Origin of the sequence: Aestuariivita boseongensis (genome assembly GCF_001262635.1) — a bacterium.
GTDB lineage: Bacteria > Pseudomonadota > Alphaproteobacteria > Rhodobacterales > Rhodobacteraceae > Aestuariivita > Aestuariivita boseongensis.
This window is the reverse complement of record NZ_JXYH01000029.1, coordinates 1-15,820: the sequence shown is the minus strand read 5'-3', so window position 1 is coordinate 15,820 and position 15,820 is coordinate 1. Positions and strand designations below refer to the sequence as shown.

The 15,820-nt window shown below is 63.8% G+C and carries 17 protein-coding genes; 11 read left to right on the top strand and 6 right to left on the bottom strand.

Features of this window, described 5'->3' with window-relative positions:
* Positions 1-18 precede the first annotated feature (18 nt).
* Both TR61_RS12190 and TR61_RS12185 read right to left on the bottom strand, forming a co-directional pair.
* Complete coding sequence (locus tag TR61_RS12190) at positions 19-984, bottom strand: calcium-binding protein (protein WP_050930356.1); 966 nt, start codon at positions 982-984, stop codon at positions 19-21.
* A gap of 88 nt (positions 985-1,072) precedes the next feature.
* Positions 1,073-1,600, bottom strand: a complete 528-nt coding sequence (locus tag TR61_RS12185; RefSeq protein ID WP_050930355.1) for a DUF1643 domain-containing protein — start codon at positions 1,598-1,600, stop codon at positions 1,073-1,075.
* A 61-nt stretch (positions 1,601-1,661) separates the two neighbouring features.
* On the opposite strand from TR61_RS12185, the gene TR61_RS12180 reads away from it, so the two are divergent.
* Positions 1,662-2,033, top strand: coding sequence for a nuclear transport factor 2 family protein (locus tag TR61_RS12180; RefSeq protein WP_050930354.1), 372 nt, complete (start codon positions 1,662-1,664; stop codon positions 2,031-2,033).
* On the opposite strand, the gene truB is transcribed toward TR61_RS12180, so the two are convergent.
* The 3 genes from truB to rbfA form a co-directional block, all read right to left on the bottom strand.
* Positions 2,017-2,922 carry a tRNA pseudouridine(55) synthase TruB gene (gene truB / locus TR61_RS12175; protein ID WP_050930353.1) on the bottom strand — a complete coding sequence of 302 codons (906 nt, stop codon included), beginning with the start codon at positions 2,920-2,922 and terminating at the stop codon, positions 2,017-2,019. The genes TR61_RS12180 and truB overlap by 17 nt on opposite strands.
* A gap of 63 nt (positions 2,923-2,985) precedes the next feature.
* Positions 2,986-3,693, bottom strand: coding sequence for a phosphodiester glycosidase family protein (locus TR61_RS12170; protein WP_050930377.1), 708 nt, complete (start codon positions 3,691-3,693; stop codon positions 2,986-2,988).
* A 26-nt stretch (positions 3,694-3,719) separates the two neighbouring features.
* Positions 3,720-4,115 (bottom strand): 30S ribosome-binding factor RbfA, encoded by a 396-nt coding sequence (rbfA, locus tag TR61_RS12165; protein ID WP_050930352.1) that lies wholly within the window; start codon positions 4,113-4,115, stop codon positions 3,720-3,722.
* A gap of 88 nt (positions 4,116-4,203) precedes the next feature.
* Here rbfA and dapB point away from each other — a divergent pair, with 88 nt between their 5' ends.
* Both dapB and TR61_RS12155 read left to right on the top strand, forming a co-directional pair.
* On the top strand, positions 4,204-5,013 hold the full coding sequence (gene dapB / locus TR61_RS12160) for a 4-hydroxy-tetrahydrodipicolinate reductase (RefSeq protein ID WP_050930351.1): 810 nt from the start codon (positions 4,204-4,206) through the stop codon (positions 5,011-5,013).
* Positions 5,014-5,122: 109 nt separating this feature from the next.
* Positions 5,123-5,473 (top strand): hypothetical protein, encoded by a 351-nt coding sequence (locus TR61_RS12155; protein ID WP_050930350.1) that lies wholly within the window; start codon positions 5,123-5,125, stop codon positions 5,471-5,473.
* 83 nt (positions 5,474-5,556) lie between these two features.
* Here TR61_RS12155 and TR61_RS12150 read toward each other — a convergent pair whose 3' ends face one another.
* The gene (locus tag TR61_RS12150; RefSeq protein ID WP_050930349.1) at positions 5,557-5,739 is read right to left on the bottom strand and encodes a DUF1674 domain-containing protein; all 183 of its coding nucleotides are present in this window, start codon (positions 5,737-5,739) and stop codon (positions 5,557-5,559) included.
* 77 nt (positions 5,740-5,816) lie between these two features.
* Between TR61_RS12150 and TR61_RS12145 the strand changes: the two genes are divergently transcribed.
* The 8 genes from TR61_RS12145 to TR61_RS12110 all read left to right on the top strand — a co-directional run.
* Positions 5,817-7,088, top strand: a complete 1,272-nt coding sequence (locus TR61_RS12145) for an RsmB/NOP family class I SAM-dependent RNA methyltransferase (protein ID WP_050930348.1) — start codon at positions 5,817-5,819, stop codon at positions 7,086-7,088.
* A gap of 81 nt (positions 7,089-7,169) precedes the next feature.
* Entirely contained in the window at positions 7,170-8,912 is a 1,743-nt protein-coding gene (locus tag TR61_RS12140) for a heparinase II/III family protein (protein ID WP_050930347.1), read from the top strand.
* 21 nt (positions 8,913-8,933) lie between these two features.
* Positions 8,934-10,523: a bifunctional phosphoribosylaminoimidazolecarboxamide formyltransferase/IMP cyclohydrolase gene (gene purH / locus TR61_RS12135; protein WP_050930346.1), complete on the top strand. Its 1,590-nt coding sequence runs from the start codon at positions 8,934-8,936 to the stop codon at positions 10,521-10,523.
* 10 nt (positions 10,524-10,533) lie between these two features.
* Positions 10,534-11,013: a signal peptidase II gene (gene lspA / locus TR61_RS12130; RefSeq protein WP_050930345.1), complete on the top strand. Its 480-nt coding sequence runs from the start codon at positions 10,534-10,536 to the stop codon at positions 11,011-11,013.
* A gap of 52 nt (positions 11,014-11,065) precedes the next feature.
* Positions 11,066-11,578: a DUF3035 domain-containing protein gene (locus TR61_RS12125; RefSeq protein ID WP_050930344.1), complete on the top strand. Its 513-nt coding sequence runs from the start codon at positions 11,066-11,068 to the stop codon at positions 11,576-11,578.
* Positions 11,579-11,658: 80 nt separating this feature from the next.
* Entirely contained in the window at positions 11,659-12,996 is a 1,338-nt protein-coding gene (locus TR61_RS12120; protein ID WP_050930343.1) for a M16 family metallopeptidase, read from the top strand.
* Positions 12,993-14,306, top strand: a complete 1,314-nt coding sequence (locus TR61_RS12115; RefSeq protein ID WP_050930342.1) for a M16 family metallopeptidase — start codon at positions 12,993-12,995, stop codon at positions 14,304-14,306. The genes TR61_RS12120 and TR61_RS12115 overlap by 4 nt, the downstream gene beginning before the upstream one ends.
* A 133-nt stretch (positions 14,307-14,439) precedes the next feature.
* On the top strand, positions 14,440-15,820 hold a 1,381-nt coding region (locus tag TR61_RS12110), incomplete at its 3' end, for a Y-family DNA polymerase (protein WP_050930341.1).

The window sequence follows — 15,820 nt, the reverse complement described above, 5'->3', positions numbered from 1 at the left end:
CGCGGCGGCGGTTAGGCGTCAGCGTGCCACAAGGCCCAGTTCGGTTGCCTCCGCACTGCTCAGCAAGGCGATATCGTTTTCGCCAAGGCTTGCGCCGCCACGCAATGTGGCCAACGCCTCCCCGCCAAGGAACAGGGTGACCGTGTCCGGCTGCGCGGGATCGGGAACGATCTCGATCTCCGGGCTTTCTTCGGTGGGGCCGTCCCAGATCAGCACAAGCCGGTCCTGCGCCCCGTCGTAATCCATGATGTCGGCCGCAGGTCCGCCAAGCCCCCAATCGCCCATCACAATGTCGTCCGCCCCGTCGCCGCCGGTGACGATATCGCCCTGCCCCGCCGCGATCACATCGTCGCCGCCGCCGCCATTCAGGTAATCGGTCTCTGTATCATCTGCGCCGTTCAGGGTGTCATCGCCCCAGCCGCCGAACAGCGTGTCTTCGCCGGCGCCACCCTGCAGGGCATCATTGTCCAGCCCGCCATGCAGGGCATCGTCGCCCGCACCGCCGTCCAGCGTGTCGTCGCCGGCCGAGCCGTGCATCTGGTCATCCCCGTCCTGCCCAAGAAGCAGGTCGTTGTCATTGCCGCCGAACCCGGTGTCATTGCCCGCGCCGCCAAGAAGGGTGTCCTGCCCATCTTCGCCCTGAAGGTGATCATTGCCCGCATCACCTTGCAACGTGTCAAGGCCCGCGCCCCCCACAAGGCTGTCCGCGCCGTCACCGCCCAGCAGCACGTCATTGCCGCCATATCCACCCAGCGCGTCGTCGCCCGCATTCCCGCGCAGGATATCCGCGTCAGCGCCGCCAGTCAGCGTATCCGCGCCGTCGGTTCCAATAACCTCTGACAGCGGAATGGGCGCGGCTTCGCTTTCGGAAGCTGCGGCTGAAGGGTTAACCGGTGCATCGTCCGCGTCATCGGCTTCCAACAGCCCGGCCATACCGGCGGCACCGACGGCCATCATACCAAACAAACCCGCCAACCAAAGCATGCGATGCCCTATCCAAACCAAACCCAATCGCAGGCAGTCTCAGTGCCACGCAAGATCCGTTTCGGTCAAAGCATAGTTGGGTATCTGGTTAACACCTGGTGACCGTTTGGGTGGGCCAGGGTTCGGGTCTTTGGGTATAGGAAATGTAAAGCGGGTGCTTGGGATGGCCTGCCTTGCTGAGGCCCAGATGAAACAGGTCGTGGCCCGCTTTGCGCAACAGTGCCTCGACCTCGGGGCCGCGGTTCAGATGCGCGCCATGGGTGCCCCAGGCCGCGACGATCTGATCGGCCCAGTCCGCGCCCGCCAGAATGGCCGCGTCGTTTTCGGGGCCCACCGGATCGGCGGCGGCGCGCATCTTGCGCGGATCGGTGTCGCGCCAGGCAAAGATGTTGGTGACCTGAAACGCGCCGAAACCCAGTGCCCGCGCCCGCCGCTCGCAGCGTTCGACGGTCGGATCGTTCTGCACCTCGGTCGCGGTCGACGGGTTCAGCATGACGAAAAGCGCCTTTTGACCCGCCGGGTCCCAGATACGGGTCAGGCTGTAACGATAGCGTTCGCAGTCGGAATAGATCGCGGTCGAGGGCGCGTCGCCTTTGGTATGGGTGCGCGTGATCATGGGCAGTGGAACGGCATTATTTGTGATAGGCTTCTTGTCGCAATGATAAGGGATGGACGCAATGGACCGATCACAGGAATACGGCCGCATTTCAGAGGTTGTGGCAAAATATGTGCGCGGGATGTGCGGCGCGAATGCCGATCTTTTGCGCGAGGCGATGCATGAAAAGGCCTGTTGCATCGGGCATTTCGACGGTGGCCTCGAATGGGATCACCGTGAAGCGTTCATAGCGGGAACACTCAAGGCTGTGGAGACACCCGACCCCGACCCCTGGTTTCAGATCAACTCGATGACCATCATCGGCGATATGGCCACGGTCCAGGTCGAGGATATCTGGTTGGGCATGCATTTTGACGACACGCTGACGCTTTTGCTGCACGAGGGGCAGTGGGTCATCGTGTCAAAGCTGTTCTATCTCAGACCGGCTGATTGAACACGCGCGAGGGGTGCAGTTCCCCGGCCTTGTAGATGCCGACGGCAACCGCCTTGCCATCAAGCGACGCCCAGCATTCATCGCCATATTCGACGTCCGTGGCGATCACCATGCCTGGGTTGCCGTTGCGCAGGCGCGTGGCGCCTTCGGGGGTGCAGCGCAGTTCCGGCAGATCGGTCAACCCCACTTCCAGCGGTTTCAGATGCGCATCAAGCGCGGGGTCATGGGCCATCTCTTCGATCTGGTCGATGCTCAGGCCTTCTTCCGCGTCGAAGGGTCCCGACCAGATGCGGCGCAGTCGCGTGACATGGCCGTAACAGCCCAGCGCCTCTCCCAGATCGCGGGCGATCGACCGGACATAGCCGCCCTTGCCGCAGGTCATCTCAAGGCTGACATGGTCAGGATCGGGCCGGTCGGTCATCACCAGTTCCTCGACCCAAAGCGGGCGGGCGGAAAGTTCAACCTCCTCCCCGTCGCGGGCCATCTTGTAGGCGCGCTGCCCGTCGATCTTCACGGCCGAGAATTTTGGCGGCACCTGCATGATATCGCCGACGAACTGGCCAAGTGCCTCTTTGATCTGATCATCGCTGGGGCGTGTGTCCGAAGTGGCGATCACCTCGCCCTCGGCATCGTCGGTGTTGGTGGCCTGACCCAGCCGCACGGTAAAGGCATAGGCTTTCAGCGCGTCGGTGATGAAGGGCACGGTTTTCGTGGCCTCGCCCAGCGCCACGGCAAGAACGCCGGTCGCTTCGGGGTCCAGCGTGCCGGCATGGCCCGCCTTCTTGGCACCCAGCGCCCAACGGACCTTGTTGACCACAGCGGTCGAGGTCATGCCGGCGGGTTTATCCACCACCAGCCAGCCCGAGATATCGCGCCCTTTACGTGCCATTGCCTTGCCCCGATTGTCGATGCGTCGTGAAAAGCCCGCGTTATACGCAAGGCGGCGTCATGGTCAATCGGCAGGGGCAACCACGCCGATGATCGGCCCCATACGAAAGCCCCGGTCGTCCCGGTTCAGGGGCGGCGCATAAATGCGTGAGATATTGCCATCCAGAAACAGCGCATTGGGCAGGCCAAGATCATCGCGGAAAAACCGGGCGAATTCGTGAAACGTCACCGGGATGCGCGAGATCACAAAGACCACGCGGCTGCCATCTGCGCTGGTGCCCACGCCATTGCGGATAAAGCGCGAGGTGCTGTCGGGCAGGAACTTCGGATGAATTTCGCCGTCGATGACCAGCATTGGCCCCGATTGGGTGGCGAAATCGCAATCGGGTGTGTCCGCGGCGTAGGCTTCGGTTTCGATGACATCGGCGCGGTCGTCGCGGATGCAGAAGACACCGTTCGGGACCAGACCGAAATTGCCGGGGCTTGCGCCGCGCACAAGGCGCATGTGCTGCACGCCGTTTTCGATGAACAGACCCACAGGCGCGCGGTCGTCGTGATACATGCCGCCATTCATGCCAAAGACCAGCGACAGCCCCTTGCCTTCCAGCATGTCCTTCAGCGTGTCGAACTGCCCCAGCGGTTCGTCCTGCGCATCCTTCAGGAACATACGTATATCGGCGGTGCGGGCATCAACCTCGCACAGGGCATAGATGTTGTTGCCCTGGGACATTTCCTTGCAGTCCAGTGCGGACGCCGCGGTTGCGACTGTCATCAGCACCAGCGCAGAAAAAAGCCTGATCACTCGTCCACGTCCCGGCGCACCACGTCCTGAGACAGCATGCGTCTGGTGTCATCCATCCGGTCAAAGGTTTCATCCAGCTGAAACCGCAGATCGGGGGCGTATTTCAGCGCAAGCTTCTTGCCGATGATACGGCGCAGCTCGCTCTTGTTGCGCGCCAGCAGCTTCAGCACCTCGTCCGAGCCGCGCCCGCCCAGCGGCAGGACATAGGCGGTTGCGATCTTCAGGTCGGGTGAGGTGCGCACCTCGCCCACGGTGATCGACATGCGGTTGAGATCGGGGTCATGCACATCCCCGCGCGCCAGCACATCGGCCAATGTGCGGCGGATCAGCTCGCCCACCCGAAGCTGCCTTTGGGACGGACCTGGCCCGTCATGAAACTTGTTCTTGCCCATGGGCCACCACTTACGCCTTGCATGGGCCTTTGCCAAGGCGGCCCGGCTTGGATATGAGGACAAAACACACTCAAGGAGCTTCACGAATATGACACAGCTTCCCGGACTTGTGGTCACCGGCGCATCGGGCCGGATGGGTCAGCAACTGGCACAGATGATCCGCGCCAGCGACAAGGCGCGGCTGGTGGGCGCTGTGGAACGGAAGGGCCATGACTGGGTCGGTCAGGATCTGGGCGTGGCCATGGGCGGCGCGCGTCTGGGCGTGACCGTGACGGATGATCCGCTTGAGGCCTTCGCACAGGCTCAGGGCGTGCTGGATTTCACGGCACCTGCCGCGACGCTTGAGTTTGCCAAGCTCGCAGCGCAGGCGCGGCTGGTGCATGTGATTGGGACGACTGGATTTACCGAGGCCGAGCTTGAAACGTTGAAACCCGCCGCCCGCCACGCGGTGATCGTACGCGCCGGAAACATGAGCCTTGGCGTGAACCTGCTGACACAGCTGACGAAGAAAGTGGCCGAGGCGCTGGACGATGATTTCGATATCGAAATCATCGAGGCGCACCATAACCAGAAGGTCGATGCGCCGTCAGGCACCGCGCTGATGCTGGGGGAAGCGGCGGCCGAGGGGCGGGGGATCTCGCTTGCCGATGTGTCGGACCGGGGGCGCGATGGGATTACCGGCGCGCGCGCGAAAGGCCAGATCGGGTTTTCGGCCATCCGGGGCGGTGACATCGTGGGCGAACATGACGTGATGTTTGCAGGACCGGGTGAGCGAATCATTCTGCGCCACGTGGCCAGCGACCGCAGCCTTTTTGCCCGCGGCGCACTGAAAGCGGCGCTTTGGGGGCAGGGAAAACCGCCCGGAGAATACGATATGCTGGACGTTTTGGGCCTCTGACAGCCCAAATCGGGCGAAAATGTGCAGATTCTTCTCTGAAAATTAATCCAGTTCCGGTAAACGCACGTATCACAGTCATCTTTACATGGTTTCAGGGGAACCTAGATCGATGCGCGTCGCGATGATCACTGCCATTTTCGCGTCTCTGGCCAGTCCGGCTTTGGCGGACTTTGCCAAAATCGCGGATGAAAACCAGTTTGTTGAAGTTGTGAACGGCAAAACGCTGACCCGTCCACTGGTGCAGCTTGAAGTGTCGCCGACCGGACAGATTTCCGGGCAGGGGGCCAGCTGGCCTGTGACCGGCAACTGGAGCTGGCGGGACGGCTATTTCTGCCGCGATCTGGATTGGGGTGGCACCGACCTTGGGTATAACTGCCAGGAAGTGCGCGTGTTCAACGACCGGATCCGCTTCACATCTGATCGTGGGGCGGGGCAGTCGGCGGTGTTCCGTCTGCGTTGACCGGGCGCATTGTCCCTAATCGCGCCTGGGGCGTGAAGGTTGCGTTTCCGTATTTTTAGCAAGAAGAAGCAGCTGGGCGCGGCTTAAAAGTCGATCGCAAGGCCCTTCTTTTCCCAATCGCCATAACGGACGGGTTCTGGCCCGTCGCGCCCGCCCAGTTCCTTGGGCAGGGGCTTTTCTGCTTCGGCTTTCTTGCGCCGCTCTTCCGCTTCGGCCAGGGCGCGCTGGGCGGCGGGGGGCAGGTCTGTGCGGTTTTGTTCGCTCATGCCGGGTTCCTTTGTTCGTCTGCCCTTGATATACGCCCGCGTCCGATCGGGGCAAGCAGGACAGGGCAGAAACACAGATGACAGATACCGGCCAGGCCGCGCGCCGCAGCGCCATTTACCTGCTGGACCAGATCCTGGGCGAGGGGCGATTGATGTCGGAATTGCTGGCCTCCGGCGCGTTGGACCGGCTTGAACCGCAGGATCGCGCGCGTGCGCAACGCCTGGCAATGGAGACCCTGCGCGGGTTGGAGCGTGCCGACCGGCTGCTTCAGAAGCACCTGCGCAAATACCCGCCCTTGACGGTACGCAACGCGCTGCGGGTGGGCACGGTCGAGCTGTGTCAGGGCGAGGCCGCGCATGGTGTCGTCAACTCCATGGTTGCCATCGTGTCCCGGCACAAGCGCCATGGCGCGCTCAAAGGTCTGGTCAATGCCGTGCTGCGCAAGATCGCCGATCAGGGGCCGGATGCGTGGGGCGCCCTGCGTGTGCCGCGCCTGCCGAAATGGCTGCGCAACCCTTTGGTGGCAGCCTGGGGGCCCGAGGCCGTGATGGCCATGGAGCAGGCGCATTTCGCTGGCGCACCGGTGGATCTGAGCCTGAGCCGCGACGACGATGCATTGGTCACAGCGCTGGGCGGCACACGCCTGCCCACCGGATCCGTGCGCCTTGGGGATGCAGGCCAGATCTCGACCCTGCCGGGATATGAGGACGGCGCATGGTGGGTGCAGGACGCTGCCGCGGCGATCCCGGTGATGTGCCTTGACCCGCAGCCGGGCGAGAAGATCATCGACCTGTGTGCGGCACCCGGTGGCAAGACGCTGCAACTGGCCGCCGCCGGTGCGGATGTTGTGGCTGTCGACACGTCAGAACCGCGCATGGCGCGGGTGCGCGAGAACCTAGCGCGCACGGGCCTGACGGCTGATCTGCGGGTGGACGACGCGTTGAACCAGACCGGTCAATACGATGCCGTTCTGCTGGACGCCCCCTGTTCCGCCACCGGCACGATCCGCCGCCATCCCGATCTGCCCTTTGCCAAGGATGGGTCGGATTTCATGGCCCTGTTCGATCTGCAATCGCAGCTTCTGGATCATGCCTGGGGATTGGTGAAGCCCGGCGGACGGCTGGTGTATTGCACCTGTTCGCTGCTGCCCGACGAAGGTGAAGTTCAGGTGGAGGAGGCTTTGCCGCGCCTGCCCGGCGCGCAGATCGACCGCGCAGCGCTTGACCGGCCGGGCATTGATCCGGCCTGGATCACTGCCGAAGGCGGGCTGCGCCTTCGGCCCGATTACTGGGCCGATCTGGGCGGGATGGACGGGTTCTATATCGCGGTTTTGCGCAAAGAGACGTAACCCGCAAATATCAGCGGTGACTTACCCGCGCCATGAAGCTATGATCTGACAAAACGCCAAAGAGCGTATGAGGCAGAGCGTATGTCACCCAGATCCCGGCTGTCGGACAAGCGGGCGCGGTTTCTAAACCGTCTGTATGCACGGCTGTCGCGCCGTCAGAAGGCGGCGCGTGGGTTCGTGTCCTCACCCGAACCGCGGACCATTGGCAGCTATGCGCGCGGGCGGCAGCTGGTGGCGGGCAACCTGTTGTTTTCAGGCTATCTGGTCGAGGCGCAGAACGCCGATCTTTGGGCCATTGATCCCCCCGACATTGCGTATGCCGAGGAAATCCACGGCTTTGCCTGGCTGGATGATCTGGCGGCGGTGGGCGATGCGCCCGCCCGCGCCCTGGCCCAGAAATGGCTGTTTGAATGGATCGAGGCGCATGATGACGGCTCCGGCCCCGGCTGGACACCGAACCTGACGGGTCGCCGCGTGATCCGCTGGATCAACCACGCGCTTTTGGTGTTGCGCGGTGTGGAGAAGGAACAAAGCGAGGCGTTCTACCGGTCGCTGGGCCGCCAGACATGGTTCCTGTCGAAACGCTGGTGCGGCGCTGCCCCCGGCTTGCCACGGTTCGAGGCGCTGACAGGTCTGATCTATGCCAGCCTTGCCCTTGAAGGCGAAGAGGCGCTGGCCGCCCCGGCCATCACCGCGCTTGCCCGCGAATGCGAAAGCCAGATTGACGACGAAGGCGGTCTGCCCACCCGCAACCCGGAAGAACTGCTTGAGGTCTTCATGCTGCTGACCTGGGCGGCGGCGGCGCTGGAGGAGGCGGAAGCGCCGGTTCCCCCCGCCCATACCGCCGCCATTGCGCGGATCGCCCCGACCTTACGCGCGCTACGCCATTCCGATGGCGGGCTTGCCCGGTTTCACGGCGGCGGGCGCGGGCTGGAGGGGCGGCTCGATCACGCCCTGGCGGCCTCCGAAATCAAGGAGCGGCGCGAAGACGGCCTGTCCATGGGATATGCGCGCCTGTCAGGCGGGCGCACCAGTATCATCGTTGATGCCAGCAGGCCGCCTGCGGGCGATGCGTCGCTGAACGCCCATGCCTCGACCCTTTCATTCGAATTGACCTCGGGGCGCCGGCCGCTGGTGGTGAATTGCGGATCGGGGGCAAGTTTCGGGCTGGAATGGCGCCGGGCCGGGCGGGCGACGCCATCGCATTCGGTGCTGTGTCTTGACGGGTTCTCCAGCGCGCGGCTGGGCGATGCGCCCTTGGGCAGTCTGACCGAACCGCTGGTGTCCGGACCAACAGACGTGCCGTTCGAGTTGTCGACCGTCGGTGACGGGCTGCGGTTCGAAGGCGGGCATAACGGCTATGCCGCGCATTATGGCCTGACCCATGCGCGCATTCTTGAGATGACATTCGACGGGCGCGGGCTGGCGGGTGAAGACATGCTTCTGGCGATCGAAGGGGCCGATAAGCGCGTCTTCGACAAGATGCTGGACGCAACCAAGCTGAAAGGCATCCCCTATGTGGTCCGATTCCATTTGCACCCGGATGTGGATGCCACGGTTGATCTGGGCGGCGCGGCCATCTCGATGGCGCTGAAAAGCGGGGAAATCTGGGTGTTCCGCCATGACAGCGCCGCGCAACTCAGCCTTGAGCCGTCCGTTTTTCTGGAAAAAGGCCGGCTGAAGCCACGCGCGACAAAACAGATCGTTCTCTCTGGCCGGGCAATGGAGTATGCGACCTCCGTCCGGTGGTCGCTTGCCAAGGCGCAGGAGACAGCGATAGGGGTGCGCGATCTTTCCCGGGATGAACTTGAATTCAACGACTGACCGACAAGGCTGCCTAAATCCATGACCGATCTTCACCCCGTGCGCCGCGCGCTTCTTTCCGTTTCCGATAAAACAGGCCTTGTGGAGCTGGGCCGTGCCCTGTCCGAGCGTGGGGTTGAATTGCTCAGCACCGGCGGGTCGGCCAAGACCCTGCGTGATGCGGGGCTTGACGTGCGCGACGTGGCCGATGTGACCGGCTTCCCCGAGATGATGGATGGCCGCGTGAAGACCCTGCACCCGATGGTGCATGGCGGGCTGCTGGCCCTGCGCGACAATGACGAACACCTGGCCGCGATGGACACCCACGGCATTGGCGCGATCGATCTGCTGGTCGTAAACCTTTATCCGTTCGAGGAAACCGTGGCCAAGGGCGCGGATTACGATACCTGCATCGAAAACATCGACATTGGCGGCCCGGCGATGATCCGCGCCGCCGCGAAAAACCATGCCTTTGTGAATGTCGTTGTGGATGTAGAGGATTACGAGCCGCTTCTGGCCGAACTTGCCGCCAATGACGGGGCCACCTCCCTTGCCTTCCGCCAGCGCCTTGCACAGACCGCCTATGCCCGCACCGGGGCCTATGACGCGGCTGTCTCCACCTGGATGGCTGGCGCCATCGGGGAAACCGCCCCGCGCCGCCGGGTCGTTGCCGGTCAGCTGGCGCAGACCCTGCGCTACGGTGAAAACCCGCACCAACAGGCGGCGTTTTATACTGATGGCTCTGCCCGCCCCGGCGTGGCCACCGCCCGCCAGCACCAGGGCAAAGAGCTGTCCTATAACAACATCAACGACACCGATGCAGCGTTTGAGCTGGTCAGTGAATTTGCCCCCGAAGACGGGCCTGCCTGCGTGATCATCAAACACGCCAACCCCTGCGGTGCGGCACGGGGCGCTACGTTGAAAGAGGCCTATCAGAAGGCTTTCGACTGCGACCGCACCAGCGCATTCGGTGGGATCGTGGCGCTGAACCAGTCTCTGGACGCAGAGACTGCGCGGGAGATCACCGGGATCTTTACCGAAGTGGTGATCGCGCCCGGGGCAGACGAAGACGCCATCCGTATTTTTGAAGAGAAGAAGAACCTGCGTCTTCTGACCACGGGCGGCATGGCCGATCCACGCGCGCCCGGCATGGCGTTCAAGCAGGTCGCGGGCGGTCTTCTGGTGCAGGACAAGGACACCGGCTGGGTCGATCCGGCGGATATGAAAGTCGTGACCAAACGCGCCCCGACCGAGGCCGAAATGGCCGATCTGCGCTTTGCCTGGATCATCGCGAAACACGTGAAATCCAACGCCATCGTTTACGTGAAGGATGGGGCCACCGTGGGCGTGGGCGCCGGACAGATGAGCCGCCTGGACAGCGCCCTGATCGCTGCCAAGAAAGCCAAACGCATGGCCGAGGCGCTGAGCCTGCCCGCGCCCTTGACCCAAGGGTCTGCCGTGGCGTCCGACGCGTTCTTCCCCTTCGCCGACGGTCTGATGGAGGCCGCCGCCGCAGGTGCAACGGCCGTGATCCAGCCCGGCGGGTCGATGCGCGATGATGAAGTGATCGCCGCCGCTGATGAGGCGGGGCTTGCCATGGTGCTGACCGGCATGCGCCATTTCCGGCATTAAGGGGCAGGGGATGCGGCCCGTCTTCTGGACAACGTTCTGGGTGTTCCTGGTCGATCAGGCCAGCAAATACGTGATGCTGCATGTCCTCGCGCTCAGCCAGGTCCGGTCGATCGACGTGCTGCCGCCTTTGCTGCGCTTTCGCTATGGCGAAAACCGGGGCATCAATTTCGGCCTTTTCGGCGACGCCCCGGACGTTCTGCGCTGGGTTCTTGTCGGGTTCTCGATCCTTGTGGTGGTCGGTGTGTCCTGGTGGATCCGGCGCTTCGAAGGCAACATGCTGATGCTGGTTTCGGCGGGCATGCTGATCGGGGGCGCGCTTGGCAATGTGGTGGATCGCATCGCCTATGGCTTTGTCGTGGATTTCCTGAACATGTCCTGCTGCGGCATCGACAATCCGTTTGTTTTCAACATCGCCGATATCTTCATCTTTGCCGGCGCCATAGGTCTGATCTTGTTCGAGGGCCGTGCGCGCGGTAAGAAGGCGTCGTGAGGGTGCTGGTGACGTGTGTTGACCGGCGCTCCGAACGGTCTGGAGGGTGACAATGACATTGTCCCGAATTGCGATTGTTGTGGCGGTGCTTGCCGTCGCCGGATGCTCGAACCAGGGGCTGCGGGATCTGCGCAGCACTGGCGCGGGGCCGGACGAATTTCTGATCCTGCCCTCCAAACCTCTGCAGCCGCCTTCGAATTTCAGCGAATTGCCCGAACCCACGCCGGGCGGCGCGAACCTGACCGATCCGCAGCCCAAGGCCGATGCGATCGCGGCCCTTGGCGGACGCCCGTCGGCACTGGTCGATCAGGGCGTGCCATCCTCGGACGCAGTGCTGGTCAGCTATGCCAGCCGCAACGGCGTGCCCGAGAACATTCGCGAGACGACATCGGCCGAGGATGAACAGTTCCGCAAGCGCCGTGGCCGCCTGACCTCGATCCAGCTGTTCCGCACGGATCGCTACAACCAGGTGTATCGTCCGCAACGGCTCGATTCCTTCGCGGCCGAACGCCGTGCGCGGCAAAGCGGTATTCCAACGCCGACAAACCCCCCGGAATTCCAGTAACCGCTCACATTTCCGCCAAGACTTCTTGAATGGGCGTGAGGGCGGCGTAGGTTGCATGGCAACCTGAAGGAGGACCGCCCATGTTGCGTGCCATCACGCTTGGCCTTGTTCTTGGCAGCGCCGCAGCGCATGCCCAAACCATAGATGACGCCGTCACCAGTTTCGAACTGGACAACGGGATGGAAGTGGTTGTCATCGAAGACAACCGCGTGCCCGTGGTCCAGCATATGGTCTGGTACCGCGCCGGATCGGCGGATGAACCGATTGGATCGTCTGGCGTCGCGCATTTCCTGGAACATCTTCTGTTCAAAGCGACCGAAACGCTGGAATCCGGTGAATTGTCGGCGACCGTGGCCGCGAATGGCGGGCGCGACAACGCATTTACCAGCTGGGACTACACCGGCTATTTCCAGCGGGTGGCGGCCGACCGGCTTGAGCTGATGATGCAGATGGAATCCGACCGCATGGTCAATATCCGCCTGACCGAACGCGATATCGTCACCGAACGTCAGGTCATTCTGGAAGAACGCAATCAGCGCGTGGAAAACAATCCGCGTGCCCTGTTCTCCGAGCAGATCAACGCAGCGCAATTTCTGAACCACCGGTACGGGGTGCCGATCATCGGCTGGCGTCACGAAATGGAAGCGCTGGATATGGACGACGCGCTGTCCTTCTATGAAACCCATTACGCGCCCAACAATGCGATCCTGATCGTCGCTGGCGATGTCGACCCCGACGAGGTGCGTCGCCTGGCCGAGCAGTATTACGGCGTCATTCCGGCCAACCCTGCCCTGCCTGAGCGCTTCCGCTCACAAGAGCCGCCGCAAACTGCCGAACGCCGCGTGATCTTCAAAGATCCGCGCGTGGCGCAACCTTATGTCAGCCGCTCCTATATCGCACCGGAACGCGACAGCGGTGCGCAGGAAAAGGCGGCCGCGCTGACCTTCCTGGCGGAAATCCTGGGTGGCGGGACAACGTCCTATCTGGCCGAGAAGCTTCAGTTCGACACGCAAACGGTGGTCTATGCCGGTGCGTTCTACAGCGGCATGGCGCTGGATGACACGACCTTCGATCTGATCGTGGTGCCTGCCCCCGGCGTCAGCCTGCAAGAGGCCGAAGACGCCATGGACGAGGCCCTGGCCCAGTTCATCGAAGACGGCGTCGACCCCGATCAGCTGGAGCGGATCAAGATGCAACTGCGCGCCTCGGAAATCTATGCGCGCGACAATGCCGAAGGCATCGCCAGCCGCTATGGCCGGGCGCTGACCAGCGGCCTGACCGTCGAGGACGTGCAGGCCTGGCCCGCGATCCTGCAAGAGGTTACCGCCGAAGACATCATCGAAGCCGCCCGCGCGGTGTTGAAACGTGAGACATCCGTCACCGGCTGGCTGATGCAGGCAGAGGAGGTTCTGCAATGACCCGGATCTTCGCGAGCCTGATCGCGTTCTGCCTTGCGCTGCCGGCCTGGGCCGGGGTGGATGTGAAGGAAATCGAAACCCCCGGCGGGATCGAGGCGTGGCTGGTCGAAGATCATTCGATCCCCTTCATGGCGCTTGAGCTGCGCTTTCGCGGTGGCACATCCCTGGATTCCGAAGATGCGCTGGGCGCCACCAACCTGATGGTAGGGCTTCTGGAAGAAGGGGCAGGCGATCTGGATGCCCGCGCCTTCGCCCGGTCGCTTGAGGGTCTGGCGGCCTCGATCAGTTTTGACAGCAGTGACGATGACGTGTCGATCTCGGCCCGGTTCCTGACCGAAAACCGCGAGGACGCCGTGGCGCTTCTGAAACTGGCCCTGACCCAGCCGCGCTTTGACGAGGACGCGATTGAACGGGTGCGCCAGCAGGTGCTCTCCGGCCTGCGGTCGGATGCGCGTGACCCCAATGACATCGCGGGCAGGACGTTCCGCGAACTGGCCTATGGCGATCACCCCTATGCCCGCCCGGGCAAGGGCACGATCGACAGTGTCTCGGGCCTGACACGGGATGATCTGGTGGCCGCCCACAAAGGCGCCTTGGCGCGCGACCGGCTCTACGTGGGTGCGGTGGGCGATATCACCGCCGAAGAGTTGGGCGCATTGCTGGACGATCTTCTGGCCGACCTGCCGGAAACCGGGACACCCATTCCGGGCCGGGCCACCGTGACGCTGAATGGCGGTGTGACCGTGGTGCCTTATGACACGCCGCAATCGGTGGCGCTGTTCGGGCAGCCGGGGATCGACCGCGATGACGAAGATTTCTTCCCCGCGTTCGTGATGAACCACATTCTGGGTGGCGGCGGCTTCGAAAGCCGCCTGATGAGCGAGGTGCGCGAGAAACGCGGGCTGACCTATGGCGTCTATTCCTATCTTCTGCCGAAGGATCTGGCCTCGGTCTATATGGGCTCTGTAGCCTCGGCTAATGAACGCGTGGCCGAAGCGGTCGAGGTGATCAAGGCCGAATGGGCGCGCATGGCCGAAGAGGGCGTGACCGCCGAAGAGCTGCAGGCCGCCAAGACCTATCTCACCGGGGCCTATCCGCTGCGCTTTGACGGCCATGGCCAGATCGCCAGCATCATGACCGGCATGCAGATGCAGGGGCTGGGCGTGGATTACATCGACACCCGCAACGACAAGGTGAACGCGGTGACATTGGAAGATGTCGCGCGTGTGGCCAAACGGGTGATGCAGCCCGAAAACCTGCATTTCGTGGTGGTGGGCCAGCCGGTCGGTCTGCAGACCGTTACCGAGTAACCCGCGGAAAGATCCATTCAGGGGCCCAAGAAAATTCGAATTTTCTTGGGCCTTTTGTCTGCCGGACTCGACTCATGATCCGCGCAGGGCTAAATCAGAACAAAGAGTGAACATTTAGCTGCCTGCCGATCTCATGCCGAAACGCCGTGTCTTGTCGCTGTGGTTTCCGCGCCTTGGCGCGGAACGGCTGATGCGTGTCGGTTTCGCCGCGGATGGCACGCCGCTGGCCGTGGTGACGGAAGAGCATAACGCCCAGGTCATCTCGTCTCTCAATGCGGCGGCAGAGGCGGCGGGGCTTTATCCCGGCCAGCCCCTGCGCGACGCCCATGCCATGTGCGGCACGCTTCTGACCAAATCCCGCAACGCCCCGGCTGAGGTGCAGTTTCTCGCCGCCCTGCGCCGCTGGGCGGGCAAGTTTTCCCCCTGGGTGGCGGAAGAGGCGCCCGATGGGCTGATCGTCGATCTGACCGGATGCGCGCATCTGTTCGGGGGAGAGGCGGGGCTCTGTTCCGTGGTGCAGACCGATTGCGCCGATCTGGGGCTGAGCGTGCGGATGGGCATTGCCGATACGCTGGGCGCGGCCTGGGCGCTGGCGCGTTACGCGGGCCGTGCGCCGGGCGCGGACCGCTCAGGCGATGCGATTGATCAGGAGGCGCGCGCCACCCGCTCCCGCGCCGCGCGGCGCAGGCACTGGACCAAAGGCGGCACCGCGCCCGAGGTACAACTGGCCACCACCTCCACCGCCTCCATTGCGCCGCCGGGGCAGACCTATTCCGCGCTCAGCCCCCTGCCGGTGGCGGCGCTGCGCCTTGAAGATGAGATCACCGCGCAGCTTGGCCGGCTGGGCCTGCGCCGCATCGGCGATCTGCTGGGCCAGCCCCGTGCGGGCCTTGCCCGCCGCTTTGGCAAGGGGCTGGTGCTGCGTCTGGATCAGGCCATGGGCAGCGCGCCCGAACCCGTCTCTCCCGCCCGGCCCCCGTATCACTTTGCCCTGCGTTTGACCCTGCCCGAACCCGTCGGGCTTGAGGCCGATATCCTCGCCGCGCTTGACCGGATGCTGCCCCGGCTGTGTGACAAGCTGGAGGCGCAGGGGCGCGGTGCGCGCACGCTCAGGCTCGAGGCGCATCGCACCGATCAGGCGGCAGAGGTGGTGACGCTGGGCCTGGCCCGTCCGGGGCGCGACCCGCACCGGATCAAGTCGCTTCTGGCGATGAAACTGGGCGAGATCGACGCAGGCTTCGGCATCGACATGCTGCGGCTGGAGGCGACAGAGACCGAACCGCTTCACGTCCGCACCACCACCGGCCACCGCGATGCCGGGCGCGCCGTCAGCGAACGGCTTGCCGCCACGGATGCGGTGGATGATCTGATCGGCCGGCTGGGCGCGCGCGTGGGGCTGGAGGCGATCACCCGCCTGCACCCGGCCTCCAGCCATATCCCCGAAAAAACCGCCAAACCCCTGGCTGCCGCCTGGTCGGAGCCCGCCCGCGACTGGCCTGCCGCCGTCAATCCGC

Excerpts from the sequence above, each read along its gene's own strand:
- TR61_RS12190 (WP_050930356.1), bottom strand. The coding sequence starts at position 984 with ATGCTTTGGTTGGCGGGTTTGTTTGGTATGATGGCCGTCGGTGCCGCC.
- TR61_RS12185 (WP_050930355.1), bottom strand. The coding sequence starts at position 1,600 with ATGATCACGCGCACCCATACCAAAGGCGACGCGCCCTCGACCGCGATC.
- TR61_RS12180 (WP_050930354.1), top strand. The coding sequence starts at position 1,662 with ATGGACCGATCACAGGAATACGGCCGCATTTCAGAGGTTGTGGCAAAA.
- truB (WP_050930353.1), bottom strand. The coding sequence starts at position 2,922 with ATGGCACGTAAAGGGCGCGATATCTCGGGCTGGCTGGTGGTGGATAAA.
- TR61_RS12170 (WP_050930377.1), bottom strand. The coding sequence starts at position 3,693 with ATGACAGTCGCAACCGCGGCGTCCGCACTGGACTGCAAGGAAATGTCC.
- rbfA (WP_050930352.1), bottom strand. The coding sequence starts at position 4,115 with ATGGGCAAGAACAAGTTTCATGACGGGCCAGGTCCGTCCCAAAGGCAG.
- dapB (WP_050930351.1), top strand. The coding sequence starts at position 4,204 with ATGACACAGCTTCCCGGACTTGTGGTCACCGGCGCATCGGGCCGGATG.
- TR61_RS12155 (WP_050930350.1), top strand. The coding sequence starts at position 5,123 with ATGCGCGTCGCGATGATCACTGCCATTTTCGCGTCTCTGGCCAGTCCG.
- TR61_RS12150 (WP_050930349.1), bottom strand. The coding sequence starts at position 5,739 with ATGAGCGAACAAAACCGCACAGACCTGCCCCCCGCCGCCCAGCGCGCC.
- TR61_RS12145 (WP_050930348.1), top strand. The coding sequence starts at position 5,817 with ATGACAGATACCGGCCAGGCCGCGCGCCGCAGCGCCATTTACCTGCTG.
- TR61_RS12140 (WP_050930347.1), top strand. The coding sequence starts at position 7,170 with ATGTCACCCAGATCCCGGCTGTCGGACAAGCGGGCGCGGTTTCTAAAC.
- purH (WP_050930346.1), top strand. The coding sequence starts at position 8,934 with ATGACCGATCTTCACCCCGTGCGCCGCGCGCTTCTTTCCGTTTCCGAT.
- lspA (WP_050930345.1), top strand. The coding sequence starts at position 10,534 with ATGCGGCCCGTCTTCTGGACAACGTTCTGGGTGTTCCTGGTCGATCAG.
- TR61_RS12125 (WP_050930344.1), top strand. The coding sequence starts at position 11,066 with ATGACATTGTCCCGAATTGCGATTGTTGTGGCGGTGCTTGCCGTCGCC.
- TR61_RS12120 (WP_050930343.1), top strand. The coding sequence starts at position 11,659 with ATGTTGCGTGCCATCACGCTTGGCCTTGTTCTTGGCAGCGCCGCAGCG.
- TR61_RS12115 (WP_050930342.1), top strand. The coding sequence starts at position 12,993 with ATGACCCGGATCTTCGCGAGCCTGATCGCGTTCTGCCTTGCGCTGCCG.